This window comes from Stappia indica (assembly GCF_009789575.1).
GTDB classification, from domain to species: domain Bacteria; phylum Pseudomonadota; class Alphaproteobacteria; order Rhizobiales; family Stappiaceae; genus Stappia; species Stappia indica_A.
In genome coordinates this window covers 2251808-2272638 of record NZ_CP046908.1, presented here as the reverse complement: position 1 = coordinate 2272638, position 20831 = coordinate 2251808, and the positions used below count along the sequence as shown (strand labels likewise).

Annotated in this window: 19 protein-coding genes; 10 read left to right on the top strand and 9 right to left on the bottom strand. The window is 66.8% G+C overall.

The features are described 5' to 3' along the window. Positions 1 to 93 precede the first annotated feature (93 nt). Complete coding sequence (locus GH266_RS10655) at positions 94 to 534, top strand: AprI/Inh family metalloprotease inhibitor (protein ID WP_158193890.1); 441 nt, start codon at positions 94 to 96, stop codon at positions 532 to 534. Between the two features lie 16 nt (positions 535 to 550). On the opposite strand, the gene GH266_RS10650 is transcribed toward GH266_RS10655, so the two are convergent. After that, positions 551 to 1729: a pyridoxal phosphate-dependent aminotransferase gene (locus GH266_RS10650; protein ID WP_158193889.1), complete on the bottom strand. Its 1179-nt coding sequence runs from the start codon at positions 1727 to 1729 to the stop codon at positions 551 to 553. 156 nt (positions 1730 to 1885) lie between these two features. Between GH266_RS10650 and GH266_RS10645 the strand changes: the two genes are divergently transcribed. From GH266_RS10645 to GH266_RS10625, 5 genes are all read left to right on the top strand, one after another. Then, positions 1886 to 2344, top strand: coding sequence for a methylated-DNA--[protein]-cysteine S-methyltransferase (locus tag GH266_RS10645; RefSeq protein WP_158193888.1), 459 nt, complete (start codon positions 1886 to 1888; stop codon positions 2342 to 2344). A 143-nt stretch (positions 2345 to 2487) separates the two neighbouring features. Continuing rightward, a complete protein-coding gene (locus GH266_RS10640) occupies positions 2488 to 3564 on the top strand; it encodes a CobW family GTP-binding protein (protein WP_158193887.1) in 1077 nt (358 codons plus the stop codon). 5 nt (positions 3565 to 3569) lie between these two features. Beyond that, positions 3570 to 4544 (top strand): WD40 repeat domain-containing protein, encoded by a 975-nt coding sequence (locus GH266_RS10635; protein WP_158193886.1) that lies wholly within the window; start codon positions 3570 to 3572, stop codon positions 4542 to 4544. 24 nt (positions 4545 to 4568) lie between these two features. Further along, complete coding sequence (locus tag GH266_RS10630) at positions 4569 to 5066, top strand: DUF2937 family protein (protein WP_158193885.1); 498 nt, start codon at positions 4569 to 4571, stop codon at positions 5064 to 5066. A gap of 37 nt (positions 5067 to 5103) precedes the next feature. Further along, positions 5104 to 6012 (top strand): LysR family transcriptional regulator, encoded by a 909-nt coding sequence (locus GH266_RS10625; RefSeq protein ID WP_158193884.1) that lies wholly within the window; start codon positions 5104 to 5106, stop codon positions 6010 to 6012. A 33-nt stretch (positions 6013 to 6045) separates the two neighbouring features. Here GH266_RS10625 and GH266_RS10620 read toward each other — a convergent pair whose 3' ends face one another. Beyond that, positions 6046 to 7122, bottom strand: coding sequence for a Leu/Phe/Val dehydrogenase (locus tag GH266_RS10620; protein WP_158193883.1), 1077 nt, complete (start codon positions 7120 to 7122; stop codon positions 6046 to 6048). Positions 7123 to 7475: 353 nt separating this feature from the next. On the opposite strand from GH266_RS10620, the gene GH266_RS10615 reads away from it, so the two are divergent. Both GH266_RS10615 and GH266_RS10610 read left to right on the top strand, forming a co-directional pair. Next, a complete protein-coding gene (locus tag GH266_RS10615) occupies positions 7476 to 8126 on the top strand; it encodes a DUF1007 family protein (RefSeq protein WP_158193882.1) in 651 nt (216 codons plus the stop codon). 100 nt (positions 8127 to 8226) lie between these two features. Continuing rightward, positions 8227 to 9267, top strand: a complete 1041-nt coding sequence (locus GH266_RS10610) for a nickel/cobalt transporter (protein WP_244953807.1) — start codon at positions 8227 to 8229, stop codon at positions 9265 to 9267. Positions 9268 to 9274: 7 nt separating this feature from the next. On the opposite strand, the gene GH266_RS10605 is transcribed toward GH266_RS10610, so the two are convergent. The 5 genes from GH266_RS10605 to GH266_RS10585 form a co-directional block, all read right to left on the bottom strand. Continuing rightward, entirely contained in the window at positions 9275 to 10204 is a 930-nt protein-coding gene (locus GH266_RS10605) for a DMT family transporter (protein WP_158193880.1), read from the bottom strand. Positions 10205 to 10358: 154 nt separating this feature from the next. After that, positions 10359 to 10757, bottom strand: coding sequence for a nitrile hydratase accessory protein (locus GH266_RS10600; RefSeq protein ID WP_244953806.1), 399 nt, complete (start codon positions 10755 to 10757; stop codon positions 10359 to 10361). Further along, on the bottom strand, positions 10744 to 11403 hold the full coding sequence (gene nthB / locus GH266_RS10595) for a nitrile hydratase subunit beta (RefSeq protein WP_158193879.1): 660 nt from the start codon (positions 11401 to 11403) through the stop codon (positions 10744 to 10746). Before nthB ends, GH266_RS10600 begins: the two co-directional genes overlap by 14 nt. Next, positions 11400 to 12086, bottom strand: a complete 687-nt coding sequence (nthA, locus tag GH266_RS10590) for a nitrile hydratase subunit alpha (RefSeq protein WP_158193878.1) — start codon at positions 12084 to 12086, stop codon at positions 11400 to 11402. Before nthA ends, nthB begins: the two co-directional genes overlap by 4 nt. A gap of 44 nt (positions 12087 to 12130) precedes the next feature. Then, complete coding sequence (locus tag GH266_RS10585; protein ID WP_158193877.1) at positions 12131 to 12892, bottom strand: gamma-glutamyl-gamma-aminobutyrate hydrolase family protein; 762 nt, start codon at positions 12890 to 12892, stop codon at positions 12131 to 12133. A 415-nt stretch (positions 12893 to 13307) separates the two neighbouring features. Between GH266_RS10585 and GH266_RS10580 the strand changes: the two genes are divergently transcribed. Beyond that, positions 13308 to 14402 carry a TRAP transporter substrate-binding protein gene (locus GH266_RS10580; protein ID WP_158193876.1) on the top strand — a complete coding sequence of 365 codons (1095 nt, stop codon included), beginning with the start codon at positions 13308 to 13310 and terminating at the stop codon, positions 14400 to 14402. A 174-nt stretch (positions 14403 to 14576) separates the two neighbouring features. On the opposite strand, the gene GH266_RS10575 is transcribed toward GH266_RS10580, so the two are convergent. Beyond that, positions 14577 to 15968 carry a TRAP transporter large permease gene (locus tag GH266_RS10575; protein ID WP_158193875.1) on the bottom strand — a complete coding sequence of 464 codons (1392 nt, stop codon included), beginning with the start codon at positions 15966 to 15968 and terminating at the stop codon, positions 14577 to 14579. Further along, positions 15968 to 16540, bottom strand: a complete 573-nt coding sequence (locus tag GH266_RS10570) for a TRAP transporter small permease subunit (RefSeq protein WP_158193874.1) — start codon at positions 16538 to 16540, stop codon at positions 15968 to 15970. The genes GH266_RS10575 and GH266_RS10570 overlap by 1 nt, the downstream gene beginning before the upstream one ends. A 404-nt stretch (positions 16541 to 16944) precedes the next feature. Here GH266_RS10570 and GH266_RS10565 point away from each other — a divergent pair, with 404 nt between their 5' ends. Further along, positions 16945 to 20406, top strand: coding sequence for an indolepyruvate ferredoxin oxidoreductase family protein (locus tag GH266_RS10565; RefSeq protein ID WP_158193873.1), 3462 nt, complete (start codon positions 16945 to 16947; stop codon positions 20404 to 20406). The last annotated feature ends 425 nt before the right edge of the window (positions 20407 to 20831 follow it).

Below are 20831 nucleotides of genomic sequence, written 5' to 3'. Positions count from 1 at the left end.
GATGACGGTACGAGCGGTTGAGTCCGTCCGCCCTCATCCGCTGCCGGACCAGGTTGCGCATCGCGCGCGCCTCGCAGAAGCAGGAACGGGATCATGGCGCTTCACATGCAACGGATCGGCGTTCTCGTCGCCGTCACGCTGTTCTCGCTGGTGTTCTTCGGCACCGGCTTCATCGGAGCACAGCCGGTCGAGGCGCGCGTCGCAGGTCACTGGCAGCTGATCGACGAGGTGTCCGGGACCGTCTGCCGGCTCGACCTGACGGCCGAGGCGGCCGGCGGCCTCTTTCCGCAGGACGCCTTCCGCGCCGACATGAGCGCATGCACGAGCCCGGCCGGCGGCGAACTGCCGCAACTGGGCTGGCGCGTGCCGCCGGAGGGCGGCATCGAGTTCGTGCTCGCCAATGGCAGCGTGCTTGCCGCCTTCGATGTGGGCGAGAGCGAGGGTCTGGCCTCGGTGGCGCCGGCTGGCGTTTTCCTGCTCCTCGTGCCCGAGCAGGCCGTCGCGCTGTCGGCGCTCATTCCGACAGCGCGCTGATCCGGCGCCTCAGGGCCTACTTGGCCTTGTCCGACAGGAACTCGCCCATGCGCTCCAGCGCGCGGGCGATGTTTTCGGCCGAGTTTGCGTAGGACAGGCGGATATAGCCCTCGCCGAGAATGCCGAAATCCGGCCCGCCGATGGTGGCAACGCCGGTTTCCTCCAGCAGCGCGCTTGCCAGGGGCTTCGCCTTCCAGCCGGTCGCGGAGATGTTGGGAAAGGCGTAGAAGGCGCCCATCGGCGTGCGTGCGCTGACGCCGGGCAGGGCATTCAGACCGTCCACCACCAGCTTCCGGCGCTTGTCGAACTCCCGCATCATGTCGGCGACCGCATCCTGCGGCCCCTCCAGCGCGGCGAGGCCGGCATATTGGGCCGGTGCGTTGACGCAGGACCAGCAGTTGACCGCGAGCTTGCGCGCCTTGTCGATCAGGACCTGCGGCCAGACCGCATAGCCCATGCGCCAGCCGGTCATGGCATAGGTCTTCGACCAGCCGTCGAGCAGGATCAGCCGGTCGCGGATCGCCTCGAACTCCAGCAGCGAGGTGTGGACCGCACCGTCATAGGTCATCTGGCCGTAGATCTCGTCCGACAGGATGGCGATGTCGGGACGTGCGGCAAGGCCGGCCACCAGCTTCTCGATCTCGGCGCGCGGCGTCACGCCGCCGGTCGGGTTGGCGGGCGAGTTGAGAATGATCAGGCGGGTATTCGGCGTCAGCAGGCCGAGCGTTTCCTCCGCGGAGAAGGCGAAGTCGTTTTCCTCGCGGATCGGCACCGGCACCGGCGTTGCGCCGGTGAACTCGATCATCGAGCGGTAGATGGGAAAGCCGGGATCTGGATAGAGGATTTCCGCGCCGGGCTCTCCGAACATCAGGATCGCCATGAACATGGTGACCTTGCCGCCCGGCACGACGACGACCTTGTCGGGATCGACGGCAACGCCGGTCCGCTTCTCGATGTCGGCGGCAACGCCTTCGCGCAGGGGCAGGATACCGGTTGCCGGCGTATAGCCGTGATGGCCGTCGCGCAGCGCCTTCACCGCCGCCTCGACGATGTGGTCGGGCGTGCGGAAATCGGGTTGGCCGATGCCGAGATTGATGATGTCCTTGCCGGTGCGGGCGAGTTCGGTGGCGCGCGCCAGCACGGCGAAGGCGTTCTCCTCGCCGATCCTGTTGAAGCCTTCGATGGTTTTCAGCATGGTTCCTCCCGGGACCGGACAGGCGATCTCGCCCCGCACGGCATGGTCTGTTAGGTTCGTCGAGACCCTTGATATCGCGCGCTTACGTCCCTTGGAAGAGGACTGGTGCCCAGACCCTGAAGGGGGTCTCCCCTTGCACTTTCCGGAGCGGTTGTCGTGAGCGATGTTGCCCATCTCGATACTCCCGTCGGCCCTCTCGAGATCGAGGCCGAGCGCGATGCCGTCGTGCGCGTCGGCTGGGGGCGCCGGCGCGATCCGTCGCCGTCACCGCTGCTGGAGGAGGCGCTCGAGCAGTTGCGGCGCTATTTCGCCGGCGACCTGACGCGCTTCGACTTGCCTCTGGCGCCGGCCGGCAACGAATTCCAGCAGTCGGTGTTTCGCGAGTTGCTGGCCATTCCCTATGGCGAGACGCGCACTTATGGCGACCTTGCGGCCCGGCTCTCCACCTTTGGCCAGCCGGTGGGGCAGGCGTGCGGCGCCAACCCGATCCCGGTGATCATTCCCTGTCACCGGGTGCTGTCGGCCGGCGGTCTCGGCGGGTATTCGGGGGAAGGGGGCAGTGAGACCAAGATCGCGCTCTTGAAGCTCGAGGGCGGCTTTCCGTTCCTGCTCTAAGGCTCGGGCCCCGTCTCGCGCGCCACATTTTGCCAAGGCGCGGAAAATTCGGTACTGCGATGGGTAACGCACCCCATATTCACGGGAAAGCGCGGCAGGCGATCCTCGCCGGGCCCGCGCCTAAGTCAGATACAGGCAAGGCCATGACCCTATCCCAGGACAGCAAGATCCCCGTTACCGTGCTGACGGGCTATCTCGGCGCCGGCAAGACGACGCTGCTCAACCGCATTCTCAGCGAGAACCACGGCACCCGCTATGCGGTGATCGTCAACGAGTTCGGCGAGATCGGTATCGACAACGACCTGCTCGTCGAATCCGACGAGGAAATCTTCGAGATGAACAACGGCTGCATCTGTTGCACCGTTCGCGGTGACCTGATCCGCACCGTCGAGAACCTGATGAAGCGCAAGGGCAGCTTCGACGCCATCGTGGTCGAGACCACGGGCGTTGCCGATCCGGCCCCGGTCGCGCAGACCTTCTTCATGGACGAGGACGTGCGGTCGAAGGCCAAGCTCGATGCGGTCGTTGCCGTCGTCGACTGCCGCCACGTGCTGCAGCGGCTGGCGGACACGGACGAGGCCGAGGACCAGATCGCCTTCGCCGACGTGATCCTGCTCAACAAGACCGACCTGGTGACCGCCGACGAGCTGAAGGCCGTCGAGACTCGCATCCAGTCGATCAATCCCTATGCCAAGCGGATCCGCAGCGAGCGCTGCGCGGTTCCGCTGGACGAGGTGCTGAACCGCGGCGCCTTCGACCTGGAGCGGATCCTGTCGCTCGATCCGCATTTCCTGGAAGAGGCCGAGCACACGCACGAATGCGGGCCGGACTGCGGCCACGACCACGACCATCACGGCCATGACCATCACCATCATGACCATGATCACGGACATGATCACCACCATCATCACGACCATGACGCACCGCATTCGGTGAAGAGCGTGTCTATGACGGCGGGCGAACTCGACCCGCAGGTCTTCTTCCGCTGGATCGGCGACATGACCCAGGTCAACGGGCCGAACATCCTGCGGCTCAAGGGCATCATCGCCTTCAAGGACGATCCGCAGCGCTATGTGGTGCAGGGCGTTCACATGATCCTGGAGGGCGACCACCAGCGTGAGTGGAAGGACGGGGAAGCCCGCACCAGCCGCCTGGTGGTGATCGGCCGCGAGCTCGATTTCGATGCGCTCGAAGTCGCGTTCAAGGCGTGCGAGGCCTGAGCGGGATGGTCTCTGTCGCTCCGCTCGATCCGGGCGGTTTCGTCGTGGCGGCTGCCTTCCTCCGGGGGCAGCCGGCCTTTGCCTCCGGCGACGGTGCCGTTCTTCTTCTCACCGATGCGGGCGAGCGCCGCATCCCCGTCCATGACGGCGGGCTGCTCGTCGCCTGCCGCACGCTGGAGGGCGATGCGCTGCTGTCCGGCGGCGATGACGGGACGGTGCGGTGCCTTGGCGCCGACGGCACCGTCGAGACGCTTGCCGAGATGCCGCGCAAGTGGATCGACATGCTCGCGGCCGGTCCGCAGCGCGCGGTCGCCTATGGCGCCGGGCGCAGCGCCTTTGTTCGCCAGGCCGACGGCACCGTGAAGGACTTCTCGCAACCCCGCGCCGTCGGCGGGCTTGCCTTTGCTCCGAAGGGATTGCGGCTGGCGATCGCCCGGTACGACGGCGCGACGCTGCAATTCGTCAACACGGCGGCAGCGCCCCAGCAGCTCGACTGGAAGGGCGCGCACAAGGACGTCACATTCTCGCCGGACGGCAAGTATCTGGTGACGACCATGCAGGAGAACGCGCTGCATGGCTGGCGGCTGTCCGACGGACAGGACATGCGGATGACCGGGTATCCCGGCAAGATCCGCTCGATGAGCTGGTCGGCGAAGGGGCGCTATCTTGCGACTTCCGGTGCCAATGCCGCCATCGTGTGGCCGTTCTTCGGAAAGAGCGGGCCGATGGGACAGCAGCCGCTGCAGCTTGGTGCCCGCGGCGACCAGATCGTCACGCGTGTCGCCTGCCATCCGCACGAGGAGGTCGTGGCTATCGGCTACCAGGACGGACTGGTGCTGATGGCGCGCTTCTCGGACGGCGAAGAGGTATTGCTCAGGCGTCCGGGCGAGGGGGCGGCCAGTGCGCTCGCCTGGAACGAGGAGGGCACGCAGCTGGCCTTCGGCACCGAAGCCGGCGAGGCGGGCCTCGTCTCGCTCTAGCCCGCTGGAAGGGAAGGGACGACCATGATCGCTCGCACCATGGCACTGGCAGTTGCGCTGCTCGGCGGCGTCACTACGTCCCAGCTCCCGGAATTCGCCCAGCAGTATCGCCAGCGGCTCGGCGGGGCCATCGATGCGCTCACCCAAGTGGTCGAGGAGTTCCGCGCCGATGCCGCCGCCCATGGCCTGACGCCTGGCGAAGCCATCGACCGGCTGGAGGACTCGACCGACCGGCTGGTCGCGGCCCAGGGCGAGCGGGCGCAGCGTGCGCTCGATCGCCTTGCAAGCCTTCAACGGCAGCAGGAGGCCTTCCGTGATGCCGGCTCCTTCGGCCGGCTCGCCGTGATGGTGCGCGATCTCGATCCGCAGATCGCCAGCCGCGCTTTCGAGGACTTCGAGCCGGCGGTGCCGGCGACGATGGAAGGGGCGGTCACGGCTGCCGGCGGCTTCCTGACGGTGCTGTTCGGAGCCGGGCTTTTCGGCAGGGCGACGCGGCGGCTGCGCCGGCGACGGGACGCCTGAGCCGCTTCGGCGGCAGACTGGGCACAAGGGGGACGGCATGGACACGCTCAGCCGGATGCGCTGCTTCCTTAAGGTGGTCGATGCCGGCGGATTTTCGGCCGCAGCACGCGAGCTGGGCCGCTCCAAGGCGCTGGTCTCGAAATATGTCGGCGAACTGGAGGACGAGCTCGGCGCCCGGCTTCTCAACCGCACCACCCGCCAGATCTCGATGACCGAGGTCGGCCATGCCTTCTACAAGGAGGCAAGCGACATCCTCACCCGCATCGACGACCTCAAGGCTTCGATCCAGAACACCCACCAGGAAGCGCGCGGCACCTTGCGGATCTCCGCCCCGCGTTCGATGGGCGACGATTTCCTGAATCCGGCGATCATGGCGTTCCTGGCCGCCGAGCCGCAGATTTCCGTGGACCTGCGATTGGAGGACCGGTTCGTCGATCTGGTCGAGGAGGGGTTCGATGCGGCGATCCGCGTGGCGGAACTGACCGACTCCAGTCTGATCGCCCGCAAGCTGGCGCCGTTTCGCGGCGTGGTCTGCGCATCGCCGGAGGCAATCGCGCGCTTTGGGCGGCCGCAGCATCCGCAGGACCTGGCGAGCCTGCCCTGCATCATCGACAACAATTATCGCTTCCGGAACAACTGGCAGTTCCAGGTCGACGGCAACCGGATCAGCGTGCCGGTGAAGGGCCGTGTGGAGGTGAACAGCGCCGAGGCGGCACGTGCAGCAGCCGTCGCCGGTCTCGGGTTCCTGCGCATCCCCTATATCTTCGTCTACCGCGATCTGGCGGATGGGCGGCTCGAGCCGCTGCTCGAAGGCTTTCACCCCGAAGGGCAGGCGATCTATGTCGTATACCCGCACCGGCGTCACCTGTCGGGCAAGGTGCGTGCCTTCGTCGATTTCCTCAGCGAATGGTTCGCCGAGCGGCGGCGGCAGGGCGAGGTCTGCTGATCCCGCGCCTGCCTCCCGATCCGTTTTGACCGTTCAAGCGGCGGCCAGCCGTTCCTCCGCCAGCGTATCGGCCACTTTCTGCGTCGGCAGGGACAGGCGTTCGGCCCGCTCGAAGATGCGGGTCAGCGTCTCGTCGATGGCCTCGACCTTGCTCCGTACCAAGGTGTCGTCGCCGCCCGGCGTCGCCAGCGCGATGGAAATCACGCCGCCGGCATTGATGGCATAGTCCGGCGCGTAGAGGATGCCGCGTTCGCGCAGGGCTTCGTCATGGCGTTCCTCGGCGAGCTGGTTGTTGGCCGCACCCGCGACGATGCCGGCCCGGATCTGCGGGATCGTGTCGTCGTTGAGCCCGGCGCCAAGGGCGCAAGGCGCGAAGACGTCGACATCGGCTGCATGGGCGTGATCGGCCTCAACCGCCTCGGCACCGAAGCGGACGACGGCGTCTTCCAGGGAAGGCTTGTGGATGTCGGCGAGCACGAGGCGTGCGCCCGCGCGGTGCAACTGTCCGGCGAGATCCATGCCGACATGGCCTAGGCCCTGGACGCAGACCCTGCGCCCCTCCAGGCTGTCGGAACCGAAGCGGTGGCGGAGTGCTGCACGGATGCCGCAGAAGACGCCGAGCGCGGTGTAGGGCGATGGGTCGCCAAGGCCCGTGGCGCGCGTGCCGCGCACATGCTGGGTGCGGGTGGCGACGATCTCCATGTCGGGGGCGCTGATGCCGACATCCTCGGCGGTGATGTAGGTTCCGCCCAGCCTGTCGACCTGTGCCCCGAACGCGGCGAGCAGGTCCGGCGTCTTGGCGCTGGGCGCGTCGCCGATGATCACGGCCTTGCCGCCGCCGAGATCGAGCCCGGCGAGGGCATTCTTGTAGGTCATGCCGCGCGACAGGCGCAGCGCGTCGGTCAGCGCCTCGGCGCTGCTCGCGTAGGCCCACATGCGGCAGCCGCCAAGGGCTGGACCCAGGCGCGTGTCGTGGACAGCGATGATGGTAAACAGGCCGCTTGCGCGGTCGTGGCCGAAGACGACCTGCTCGTGGCCGCGGAATTCCGGATGATCGAACATGCCGTCCTCCACCGACTGAAGCTTGCGGCCGATCACTGGGGCATTCATGACGGGTCTCCTCCTCCCCGGTCGGGGCAGCGTGCAACGGATGCCGCAAAGGGAGCGCCGCGGTGATGCGGAGGTCCTCGTGACATCGCTCATCTCTGAGTAAGAAAAATATAGTCGCTGGTTCAGGAATTTTGGTTTTATCTCTTCGCTATCATTCGATTTTTCTCAAAAAATAATCCTATCCTTTGCAAAAAACCGGGAAAATAATCTTTCTAAAATAGTCATTCCTCGCCGGCTGGCGCGGCTGCGGCATATGCAGCCGGCCTCGGTGCGTTCAGGCCATCTGCCTTGCTGTTGCCGTGAAGTTTGCCAATATCGGCGACACGGATTCGAACGTGGGAGTGATTTTCTGCATGTGGAAGACCGGACTGATTGCCGCCGCCCTGGCGGCCGGCCTTGCCGGTGCGGCCAATGCCCATCCGCATGTCTTCGTGGAGTCGCGCGCGGAGGTGGTCTTCGACGAGGCGGGGCGCCTGTCGGCGGTGCGTCATGTGTGGAGCTTCGACGAGGCGTTTACCGCCTTCGCCGTGCAGGGCCTCGACGAAAACGGCGACGGCGAACTGTCCCGCGAGGAACTGCAGCCGCTGGCGCAGGTCAATGTGGAGTCGCTCGCCGAGTACGACTTCTTCACCTTCCTGCATCAGGACGGCGCGGATATCGCCTTCGAACCGCCGAGCGAATACTGGCTCGACTTCTATGGTGGCCGGCTGACCCTGTTCTTCACGCTGCCGCTGCGCGAGGCGAGGGTCATGGACGCCTCCAACGTGGAACTCGACGTCTTCGATCCGAACTATTTCGTCGCCTTCGAGATGACGCAGGATACGCCGTTCGCGATGGTGGACGCGCCCAAGACCTGCACGCTCGACTTCACGCCGCCGCCGCCGCTGGATCCGCAGACCGCGACCACGCTCGCCGCGATCCCGCAGAGCGAGCGGGAACTGCCACCCGACCTGGTGCAGATCACCGAGACCCTGTCGAATTCCGCAAGGATCGGCTGCAAGTGAGGCCCTGCCGATGAGGCATCCGATGATCCGTCCTGGCCTTCGCCTCCCGTCCCGGCTTGCCGTTTTTCTGGCGTTTGCCTGTCTTGTCGTTGCTGTCGCCATGCCAGCGCTCGCCGCGCCCTCTCCTTTCGGTGTCGGCCTGGTCGAGCCGTCCGTCGCGCCCGGCGGGATCTTTTCCGGCTTCTTCGGTTGGATGGCCCAGCAGCAGAAGGCCTTCTATGCCTCGCTGACGACCGCGATCAAGGCGATGAAGGAGGACGGCAGCGCCGGCTGGTGGCTGATGGGCCTGTCGTTTCTCTATGGCGTCTTCCATGCTGCCGGCCCGGGCCACGGCAAGGCGGTGATTTCCTCCTACGTGCTTGCGAACGGCGAGACCCTGCGCCGCGGCATTGCCCTGTCCTTCGCCTCCGCCTTTGCCCAGGCGGTGACGGCGGTGGCGGTGATCGGCATTGCATCCGTGCTGCTGCGGATGACGTCGATCGCCATCACGGAGACCACCCGCTGGTTCGAGATCGGCTCCTATGCAGCGGTTGCCCTGCTCGGCGCCTATCTGGTCTGGCGCAAGATCCTGAAGCCGATGCTGACGCCGCGCCGTCCCGTTGCGCTCGGTGCGCAGGCAGTGGCAGCCTGCACGCATGATCACTCCGACGATCACGATCATCATCACCACGATCATGGTCATGGTCATGGTCATGTGCATCACCATCACGACCACGATCATGCGCACCACCATGACCACGCCCACGAGGCGGGCGAGGTTTGCGGCAGTTGCGGCCATGTGCATGCGCCGCCGCCGTCGATGCTGACAGGGGAGTTCTCCCTGACGCGTGCCTGGTCGGTCATTCTCGCCATCGGCCTGCGGCCTTGCACGGGTGCGCTTGTGGTGCTGGTCTTCGCCATCTCGCAGGGGCTGGCGCTGGCGGGTGTTGCTGCGACCTTCGCCATGGCGGTCGGCACCGGGTTGACGGTCTCGGTGCTGGCGGTGCTGGCCGTGGTTGCCAAGGACGTCGCGCTGCGCAGCGTCGGCGGCCGTGCTGCGGCGCGCCTTCACGCCGGCATCGAGGGCTTTGCCGCGCTTGTCGTCTTCCTGCTGGGCACGTCGCTTCTGGTCGCGGCGCTGGGCTGGGGCGGGGCCGTCTGACGGCCGTTCAGGCCTTGCTTCCCGCAGGCGCCGCAGTGCCTGTCTGGCGACGGGCAGCCACCTGCTCGCGATGAATGACATAAAGGCCGGAGCCGATCGTCAGCAGGATGCCGAACGAGGCGAGCGTGTCGGGCAGGTCCGCAAAGATCACAAGGCCGATCAGCGTCGCGAAGGGCAGTTCCAGATATTGCATCGGCGCCAGCGTCGCTGCGGGAGCCAGCCGCAAGGACCAGGTCATCAGCAGATGCGACAGGGTTCCCAGCACGCCGATCGCCGCCAGCAACCACATCTCTCCCCCGTCCAGCGCAACGAAGTTCAGGCCGGGCAGACCCGCGCTCGAAAAGACTAGCCAGGCGCTGCCCAGAATGGCGGTGGCGATCAGGCCGCTGACCGCCTGCAGGCGGATCGGGTCGGTCGCCTTGGCGATGCTGCGGGTGACCATCATGAACAGGGCGAAGGCGACGGCGACGCCGAGCGGCAGCAGGGCAGGGGCCCCGACGGCGGCATAATTCGGCTGGATCACCAGCAAGGTGCCGGCGAAGCCGACGATGCAGGCCATCAGCCGGTAGGGCCCGACTTCCTCGCCCAGCACGAAACGGCCGAGCAGCAACATCAGGAACGGCATCACGAAGGCGATGGCAATGGCGTCGGCCAGCGGCAGGAAGCGCAGCGAGGCGAACATCGCGGCGATGCCGAGGATGTGCAGGATGGTGCGCAGGACAGTGAGATGCAGCAGCCGCATCGGCATGCGCAGGTTGCCCCGGACGAGCCACACGACCGGGACCAGCAGGGCTGCCTGCAGCGCGAAGCGCACCAGCAGCAACTGGCTGAGCGGCACCGTCTCGCCGAGGATCTTGGCGATGGCATCGCCGAGCGGGGCGAGAATGCAGAAACCGGTCATGAGCAGCATGCCGCTCAGGGGCTTGTCCTGGGTCATGGTCGCACACTAGGCCGGCGCGCTGTCCGAGGGAAGCGCTCAGGTTGTGGTCGGTTGTATGAGATCGGCAAAATTGCCGATCCCGTGGCCACTCCTGACCCAGTCCAGATGGCTTTGCAAGAGATACTGCAAATATTACCGAGGGACGGGCGGCTCAGGCCGGCGGAACCGGCGTCCCATCGCGGCCGAGCTCGATCGGCTCGCCATGCGGAGTGGCTGCCGCGGCCCGCATCCAGGCGTCCTGCCTCGCGTCGATCCGATCGACCGAGGTCAGCGCCTTGCGCGTGATCATGGTCTCCAGCGCCACCAGCCAGTGTTCGTAGTAGCTGTCGCCGCAATCGGGATCGCCGCGCGACTGGGCATCGCGGATCGCCTGCGACAGGGTTTCCGCCCACTCGGTCCAGGTGAAGACGCCGCGTCCGTTGAGTTCCACGGCCAGAGCGAAGGCTCGCGCCTCCCAGGGCGCGCGGAACACCGGCTCGCCGTCATGTTGCGGCAGGTTCTCGAGCGGCGGCAGCGGCGTCGGCGCGCCTGCGGGGTCAGAGGGCTTCAAGATAGGGCTCCCACAGATCGATGCGCACCTTGAGCGAAGGATCGGTGCCTTCGCCCCACAGTTCGGGTCCGTCGAAGACGACGCCGTAAAGCCAGGTCGGCTGCTCCCCCTCCCCGGCCGCACTCGCATCGGGAAAGACGTGGACGCCGTGCACGGCCTCGATCACGCCCGTGCGCCCGCGGCAGTAGCGCGGGATGCGGGTGTGGCCGGTCGGATGCATGTTGCGCGCCCGGACCCGGTCGCCGACGGCAAAGCCGGCAGGCACATCGCTTTTGCGATCGCTGGGTCCGCCACGAGCCAGAACGGCGGCGACGTCGCCGGCGGCGAGAACCCGCTTCACCGGCCGGGACTGGTGCAGGCTGTGCCCGGCGGCGATCTCGTCGGGCCCGACGAGATCGCGTTCGGCGAGCAGGCTTTCCAGTGCCGACAGCCAGATCTGATAGTAGCTCGACGTCAGGTAGCGGCCGGGCTCCATGCTTTCCCGGGCGCGGCGGGACATGTCGATGTTCCATTCGCCCGTCGCGCCCATCGCCAGCGTCAGCGCGAAGGCGCGCGGCTCCCAGTCCGCATGGAACAGCGGCTTTACCGGTTCCGGCACCACGGCGCCGAAACCCATCATGCCCCCGAGATCCTGTGCCCCGTTCATGCGTCCTGCTCCTTCAGCTCGGCCGGCGTCAGCGCGAGGCCGGTGCCGATCATGCTGTCGCGTGTGACGAGGCGCGCAAGATCCTCCTCGCTCCAGCCGTCGGTGCCTGCGGGGCGCTCCGGCAGCACCAGATAGCGGATCTCGGCGGTGGAATCCCAGACGCGGATCTCCTTGCCGTCCGGCAGGGTGACGCCGAAATCCGCCAGCACGCCGCGCGGGTCGCGCACCGCCTTGGCGCGGTAGGGGGCGGACTTGTACCAGACCGGCGGCAGGCCGAGCACCGGCCACGGGTAGCAGGAGCACAGGGTGCAGACGACCATGTTGTGTTCGTCCGGCGTGTTCGTTACCGCGACCATGTGCTCGCCCTGACGGCCGATATAGCCGAGCGAATGGATGGCGGCCGTCGCATCGCGCATCAGCCAGTCGTGGAACTGCGGATCGCTCCAGGCCTTGGCCACGACACGGGCGCCATTGTGCGGGCCGACCTGCGTCTCGTAGGTCTCGATCAGCACGTCGAGCGCGGCCGGATCGACATAGCCCTTCTCGACCAGGATGGATTCCAGCGCACGCACCCGGGCGTCGGTCTGCGACAGATGCGAACCGTGATCGTGGTCATGATGATGATCGTGATCGTGATCGCCGTGGTGATGGTGGTGGCCGTGGTGGCCGTTGCCGCCTGTCATCGTGATGGGCCTTTCTTGTGTGTTTTTCGCGCTGGTCGATGTCGTTATTCGGCCGCCTGCCGGGCGCCTCGGTTCTCCCGCAGGGCCGCGCCGAAGGCGGCGAACAGGCGCGAGGAGGCCGCATCGCTGCCGACCCAGTATTCCGGATGCCACTGGGTGGCGAGCGCGAAAGAAGCGGCGCCGTCGATGGAGACCGCCTCGATGGTGCCGTCGTCGGCGGTGGCCTCGACGGTAAGGCCTGGCGCCAGCCGGCCGATCGCCTGGCGGTGCAGGGAGTTCACATCGATGCGCGCATCGCCGAGAACAGCGGCCAGCTTGCCGCCGGGCACGATCTCGACATGGTGGGCGAGGGCGAAGCGGGCGTCCTGGCTGTCGGCTTCCGGGGCGCGGTGGTCGCGGCGCCCGTCCATCTCCTGCACTTCGCTGACCAATGTGCCGCCGAGCGCGACGTTCAGCTCCTGCAACCCGCGGCAGATGGCGAAGACCGGCAGGGCGCGGGCGATGGCGCGGCGGATCAGCGGCAGCGTGGTCGTGTCGCGGCGGTTGTCGAACGGGCCGTCCTTCTCAAAGGCCTCGGCGCCGTAAAGCGTCGGGTGCACGTTGGAGCGGGAGCCGGTCAGCAGCACGCCGTCGACGCGGTCGAGCACCGCGTCCAGGTCGATTGCGGGGCCCAGGGAGGGCAGCAGTAGCGGCATGGCACCGGCGCCCTGAACCAGCGCCTCCAGGTAGGTCGAAGGGGCGGCATGCCAGGCATAGCCGTCGAGTTCCTTCACGTCGCAGCTGACGAGAACAACGGGGGCGGACATGTGGGCTCCTGAAAGGCTCCGAAAAGGGGCTGCGGATCGGTCTGGTCGCATGGGGGCGACCGCAAGCCCTGTGGGAGACCGCAACGGGTCGCGGATCATGCTTCGCGAGATTAGCGCAAGGCGCGCGGTTGTCCACCATCGCCCGCGCCGTCCCTCGCCCCGGTCGGCCGCCTCCCGGCCGGGGCTTGCCGACCTTCCGGCCACGCCTTGCCAGGTGCTTGCAGGCCATGGTGAAAATTCGCGCAGTTGCACCGGCCGGCCTTGTGTCCCAAAGGCATATGCGGTTTATATCGCTGTCAAAGTGCCTTTAGGAGAAGGGCACTTGGCAACGTCTGGCAACCCCGGTTGCCGACACGAGTTCGGGAGATCGGGCGAGGGAACCGACATCTCGACAAAATCCCAAGGGAGGGACTGCATGGATCGCCGTTCATTCATCAAGAAGGCCGGCCTTGCCGGCGTTGGCGCCGGTGCCGCGACGCTCGCCGCTCCGGCCATCGCGCAGGGCAACCAGACCTGGCGCATGGTCACCACCTGGCCGAAGAACTTCCCGGGCCTGGGTGTCGGCGCGCAGCGTCTGGCCGATCGCATCACCGCCGCGTCCGGCGGCCGCCTGACCATCCAGGTCTATTCGGCCGGCGAGCTGGTTCCGCCGCTCCAGTCGCTCGACGCGGTCATCGACGGCTCGGCCGAGATGAGCCACGGTGCCGCCTATTACTGGCAGAACAAGAGCCCGGCCCTGTCGTTCTTCACGGGCGTGCCCTACGGCATGACCTCGCGCGAGCTCACGGCCTGGGTCCGCTTCATGGGCGGCCAGGAGCTCTGGGACGAGATCTACGACCAGTTCGGCGTACAGGGCTTCCTGTCCGGCGACACCGGCACCCAGGCGGGCGGCTGGTTCCGCAACGAGCTGACGAGCCTTGAGTCCGTAAAGGGCCTGCGCTTCCGCACCCCGGGCCTCGGCGGCCGCGTGTGGGAGAAGCTCGGCGCCACCGTCACCAACATGGCCGGCGGCGAGATCTTCCAGGCCCTGCAGTCGGGCACGCTGGACGCGGCCGAGTTCGTCGGCCCTTACAACGATCTGGCCCTCGGCTTCTACCAGGTGGCGAAGAACTACTACTTCCCGAGCTTCGTGGAGCCGGGCCTCGCCACCGAGCTGGTCGTCAACAAGTCCAAGTACCAGGCCCTGCCGGCCGACCTGCAGGCGATCGTCCGCGACGTCTGCCAGGCCGAGTACGACCAGGTCGCCTCGGACTTCTACGCCAACGACCCGCGCGCTCTGAAGACCCTCGTCGAAGAGCATGGCGTCAATGTCCGCCAGTTCCCGGACGACATCATGGAAGCCGGCGCCAAGGCTGCGATCGAGATCCTGACCAGCCTGCGTGAGTCCGACGATGCTCTCGTCAAGAAGACGACGGAGAGCTTCATCGAGTCGCTCAACATCCTGCGTACCCGCACCGAAGGCACCGACGGTGCCTTCATCGAGGCGCGCAAGGCCTACTTCAAGATCTGATGCAACAGGCCGGCCGGGTTGCCTTCGGGCGGCCCGGCCGGAGCATCTGGGGCTTTGCAAAAGCCTGAAACGAGAAAACCCCGGCCGCAAGGCCGGGGTTTTTTGCTGTTCGCCAGACTGCCGTCCGCATGGGAAAGAGGTCGCCGCGCGGGGATGCGCGCGGCGACCGGGCCTTCAGTTGTAGATCGCCTTGGGCAGCCAGGTCGCGATCTCCGGGAAGATGAACAGGATCGCGATGGCAACGACCTGCAGGCAGACGAAGGGCAGCACGCCCTTGTAGATCATCGCCGTCGACACCGAGTGCGGTGCCACGCCTCGCAGGTAGAACAGCGCGAAGCCGAAGGGCGGGGTCAGGAACGAGGTCTGCAGGTTCACGCCGACGATGATGCCGAGCCAGACCGGATCGACGTCCAGCGCCAGCAGGATCGGCGCGGTGATCGGGATCACGATGAAGATGATCTCGAACGTGTCGAGGATGAAGCCCAGCAGGAACATGATGAACATCACCACGGCAACGGCCATCAGCGTGCCGCCGGGCAGGTTCGACAGGAACTCGTGCACCAGATTGTCGCCGCCCATCAGGCGGAAGACGATGGAGAACACGGCCGCGCCGAACAGGATGATGAACACCATGCAGGTGATGGTGGCCGTCGCGATCGCGGTTTCCCGCAGGATCGAGAAGGACAGGCGCCAGCGCAGGGCGGCGAGCACCAGCGCGCCGACCGCGCCCACGGAAGCCGCTTCCGTCGGTGTCGCGATGCCGCCGAGGATCGAGCCGAGAACGGCGAGGATCAGCAGCAGCGGCGGCAGCAGGGCGGTCAGCACCTCGCGTAAGAGATGAGCCTTCTCCTCCGGCGGGACGGGCGTTGCCGGGCAGGATTCAGGGTCGACGATCGCCTTGAAGATCGTCCAGGCGAGATAAAGGCCGACCAGCAGCAGGCCCGGCAGCAGCGCACCGGCGAACAGGTCGCCGACCGACACGGGGGTGGGGGCGAAGTTGCCCTTCGACATCTGCACCTGGGCGTTGATGCCCGACAGCATGTCGCCCATGAAGATCAGCACCGTCGAAGGCGGGATGATCTGGCCGAGCGTGCCGGAGGCGCAGATGACGCCTGTGGCAAGGCGCGGATCGTAATTGGCGCGCAGCATCGCCGGCAGCGAGATCAGGCCCATCGTCACGACCGTGGCACCGACGACGCCGGTGGAGGCGGCGAGCAGCGCGCCCACCACGATCACCGACATGCCGAGGCCGCCGCGCAGGTTGCCGAACAGCTTGCCCATGGTCAGCAGCAACTGCTCGGCGATCTTCGAGCGCTCCAGCATGACGCCCATGAAGATGAACAGCGGCACGGCGACCAGGACCTCGTTGGTCATGTAGCCGATATAGCGGTTGGCCAGGCTGCCGAGATTGGACGGATCGAAGACGCCGAGCCACATGCCGACGAGACCGAACAGCAGCGACACGCCGGAGAGCGTGAACGCCACCGGGAAGCCGAGCAGCAGGAAGCCGATGATGCCGAAGAACATGAGCCCCGACAGGAGCTCGCCGAGAAGAACGGGATCCATCAGGCCTCAGCCTCCCCAGTGGATACGGCAACGCTTTCGTAGCGCAGGCACGGCGGCAGAAGGTCTTCCCGGTCCGCCAGCGCCAATACGGCGCGAGCGGCCATGGCGATGCCCTGCAGGGCGAGCAGCACGGCGAAGGCGATGATGAAGGACTTCAGGATGAACAGGCCCGGCATGCCGCCGACATTCGCCGACGCCTCGTGCAGGCGCCAGGAACGGGCGACGAAGCTCCAGCCGAAATTGATCACCACATAGGTGAAGGGCAGCAGGAACAGGAAGACGCCGATCAGGTCCACCATCGCCTTGCGGCGGATGCTGGCGGGCCGGTAGAAAATGTCGACGCGGACGTGGTCGTTGCGCAACAGCGCGAATCCCGCGACGGCGGTGAACATGGCGCCGTTCAGCCAGACGTAGAGATCCTGCATCCAGACATAGCTGATCGAGAAGACATAGCGCTGCACCACGACGGTGAAGCAGACGGCGACGATGGCCAGCGACAGCCAGGAAAACACGTTCCCGACCAGTGCGTTGATACCGCTGATGATGCGGACGATCAGGGCGAGCGCGCGCACGGGCTCACTCCCAGTCGCGCGTTTGGCGGCGCGCGTTCTCGAGTTTCATCACGGACCCTCTCCGGTGTTCCCCCGCGGGATGCTGGCGTATTCGCCATTTCAGCCCGCTTCCCCATATGACGATGGGCGTTTGCTTAGCAGCTTTGCGGCCGATGCAAAAGCAATGCTGCGCCGGTTGCAGGCAAAATCGTTTCGGGGCTGGTGGGCAGCCGGCCGTTCATCCGGACGTAGCGGCAACCGAGCCTGCCGATGCCTGCCGGCTGCGGCCTTGCGACCCCGTCCGACCGCGGCAGGTGCAATCTCACCTTGCGGAAGGGGCGGATTTCATTTGACGACGCCGGGGGTTGGGACAGAACCTTGGCGAAGCGGGCGCATGCGCAAGCGTTCGCAGGGAGGGAGTTCACATGGCACGCAATACGGTCTCGCTCGACGACAAGTTCGACCTTGCGAGGGAACGCATCTTCATCTCCGGCACCCAGGCGCTGATCCGCCTTGTGCTGATGCAGAAGGAGCGGGACCGTCGCGCCGGGCTCAATACCGGCGGCTATGTCACCGGCTATCGCGGCTCGCCGCTCGGCGCGCTCGACCAGCAGTTCCAGAAGGCTGCGCGGCTGCTTGCGCCGCAGGACGTGGTGTTCTCGCCGGCGATCAACGAGGATCTCGCCGCCACCGCGCTCTGGGGCACCCAGCAGGCGGAAATGCGCGGCGAGGGCAAATACGACGGCGTCTTCGGCATCTGGTACGGCAAGGGGCCAGGTGTCGACCGGTCGGGCGATGCCTTCCGCCATGCCAATCTCGCCGGCACCTCGCGCCATGGCGGCGTCCTGGCGCTGATGGGCGACGATCACACCTGCGAGAGCTCCACCACGGCGCATCAGTCGGAATTTGCGCTTGTGGATGCGATGATGCCGATCCTCAATCCGGCCGGCGCGCAGGAAATCCTCGACTTCGGCCTCTACGGCTGGGCCCTGTCGCGCTACGCCGGCATCTGGGCGGGCCTCAAGCTGGTCAAGGACAATGTCGAATCGACCGCGACCATCGACGGGCGGCTCGACCGGGTCCTGCCGGTGCTTCCCGACTTCCCCTTCCCGCCGGACGGTGTGCACATTCGCCCGTCCGACCATCCGCTGGTGCAGGAGGCGCGCCTGCACGAGGTCAAGCTGCCGGCGGCCAGGGCGTTCATCGCGGCCAATCCGCTGGACAAGGTGGTGCTGTCGGGCGGCCGCCGGCCGGTGGTCGGCATTGTTTCTACCGGCAAGAGCTATCTCGACGTGCTGGAGGCGCTCGACCTGCTCGGCATCGACGAGGTGGCGGCGGCCGATCTCGGCGTTGCCTTCCTGAAGATCGGCTGCCCCTGGCCGCTGTCGCCGGGCCGGTTGCGCGATTTCGCGCAAGGCCTCGAGCTTCTGATCGTGGTGGAGGAAAAGCGCGGCCTGATCGAGCCGCAGGTCAAGGAAATCCTCTACGGCATGACCGACGCCCCGTCGGTGATCGGCAAGGCGGACGAGGAGGGCGCCGTGCTGTTCCGCGCGCCCGGCGCGCTGGAGCCGATCCAGATCGCCCGCGAGATCGGCCGACGGGTGGCGCGGCGCCGCGCCTCCGATGCGCTCTCCGCCCGCCTTGCGGATCTCGAGGAGCGCGCCCTGCGCCTTGCCGCGACGCGGGACGTTGCCGTGCGCAGCCCGTATTTCTGCGCCGGTTGCCCGCACAATTCCTCGACCCGTGTTCCCGAAGGCAGCCGTGCCTATGCCGGCATCGGCTGCCATTACATGGTCCAGTGGATGGACCGGAACACCGAAGGCTACACGCAGATGGGCGGCGAGGGCGCCAACTGGGTGGGCGAAGCGCATTTCTCGCGCACCGGTCACGTCTTCCAGAATCTCGGCGACGGCACCTACAACCATTCCGGTGCCCTGGCGATCCGCGCGGCCAAGGCGGCCGGCGTCAACATCACCTACAAGATCCTCTACAACGATGCGGTGGCGATGACCGGCGGCCAGGCCCATGACGGGGGCCTGCGCGTCGACGAGATCGCCCGGCAGGTGGCGGCCGAAGGGGCACGGCGGGTCGTCATCGTCACCGACGAGCCGGGCAAGTACCCGCCGGCGACTGCCTGGCCGTCCGGGACCGCGATCCATCACCGCGACGATCTGATCGAGGTGGAGCGGGAACTGGCCGGCGAGCCGGGGCTCACGGTCCTGATCTACGACCAGACCTGCGCCGCCGAGAAGCGGCGCCGGCGCAAGCGCGGCCTCTTTCCCGATCCGGACGAGCGGGTCGTGGTCAACGAGCTGGTCTGCGAGGGCTGCGGCGATTGCGGCGTCCAGTCCAACTGCGTCGCCATTCAGCCGGTGGAGACCGAGTGGGGCCGCAAGCGGACCATCGACCAGTCGTCCTGCAACAAGGACTTCTCCTGCGTGAAGGGCTTCTGCCCGTCCTTCGTCAGCGTGCGCGGGGGCGTGCTGAAGGGCCGCGCGGTGATGCCGCCGGCAGCGCCCAAGGTCGCCGAGCCGCCGATTGCGCCGCTTACCGGCACCCATTCGGTGATGATTACCGGCGTCGGCGGCACCGGCGTCGTCACCATCGGTGCGGTGATCGGCATGGCCGCTCATCTCGACGGGCTCGGCTGCGGCATCATCGACATGGCCGGCCTTGCCCAGAAGGGCGGGGCGGTGATCAGCCATCTCAAGCTGGCGCCGCGGCCCGAGGAAATCTCGGCGATCCGTGTCGGTCCCGGCTCGGCGGATCTGGTGCTTGGCTGCGATATCGTCGTCGCCGGATCGGCCAAGATCCTGTCGGCGATGACGCCGGGCCGCAGCTTCGCCGTGATCAACACCCACGAGACCCTGCCGGGCGACTTTGCCCGCAATCCGGACTTCAGCCTGCCCGGCCGGCGGCTGGTGGCGGCGCTCAGCGAGGCGGCGGGACGCGATCGCGCCCGCTTCATCGACGCGACCGAGCTTGCCACCGAGCTGTTCGGCGATGCCATCGCAGCCAACATGTTCCTGCTCGGTTTCGGCTGGCAGCTCGGCGCCCTGCCGCTGACCCGCGAGGCACTGGAAGAGGCGATCCGCCTCAACAAGGTGTCGGTGGAGATGAACCTGTCCGCCTTTGCCTGGGGCCGGGTGGCCGCGGTCGATCCGGATGCGGTGGTTCGGGCGGTGAAATCCCGTCCCGACCAGCTCGAGCACCGGCGCCTGTCGGAAAGCGTCGAGGAGATGGTCGAGCGCCGCGCCGCTTTCCTCACCGACTATCAGAATGCTGCCTATGCGGCGCGCTACCGCGAACGTGTCGCGCGCCTGTCGCAGGCGGCGAGTGGTCTCGGCGCGCCCGGCGAGGAGATCCGCGAGACGGCGGCGCGCGAGCTCTTCCGCCTGATGGCGATCAAGGACGAGTACGAGGTCGCCCGCCTGTTCACCGGAGACGGCTTCAAGCGGCAGCTGTCGGAGACCTTCGAGAGCTTCCAGAAGCTGGAGTTCCATCTGGCGCCGCCGCTGCTGTCGCGCACCGACAAGCGGACCGGGCGTCCGGCCAAGCGTCGCTTCGGCCCCTGGATGATGCCGGCCTTCCGCCTGCTCGCCCGCATGAAGGGCCTGCGCGGCGGTGCGCTCGATCTGTTCGGGCGTACGCAGGAACGGCGGCGCGAGCGGCGGTTGCGCGACGAGTACGAGCGGATCGTCGACGAGGTGGCAGGTTCGCTGGACGCCGGCAACGTCGCGGCGGCCCAGGCGCTGCTTGCCTTCCCGCGCTCGATCCGCGGCTTCGGGCCGGTGCGGGAAGCCTCGATGCACGAGGCCGAGGCGCGGCTGCCCGATCTGCTGGCCGCCTTCCGCGAGGGGCGCAGCGCCCGGCTGGCAGCGGAGTAGGCAGCGCTTCCGCAGCGGATCTTTGCGTGTCGCCAGAAAAATCTTCAGTTCACGGCCGCCTCCTGGCGGCCGTGTTCGTTTCCGGTTGTGCCTTCGTTGCGCCAGCTTTCGGCCAGCCTTCCGCAGCGTGAGTCCAACAGTCTGATATCACTTCGCTTTCACGTGTTTCAGATGTTGTGCTTCTGCGTTGCAAGATCGTCTCTATATTTTCTAATTAATCTTATGGTTGCGCTTGGTTGCATCTAATAAAATTGAATAAATCTTGCATTATGTATAGATTGCGAGTTGTTGAAATAAGGAGTTTTTGAAATGAAGACGATATATTTTCTGGGGTGTATTCTGACGGCTGTTGCGTTTGCGACGGTCAGCGCCAGCGCCCATGGCGGCGGATGTCGCAAGGACAGCCCGCGTGGGCAGTGTTGCCA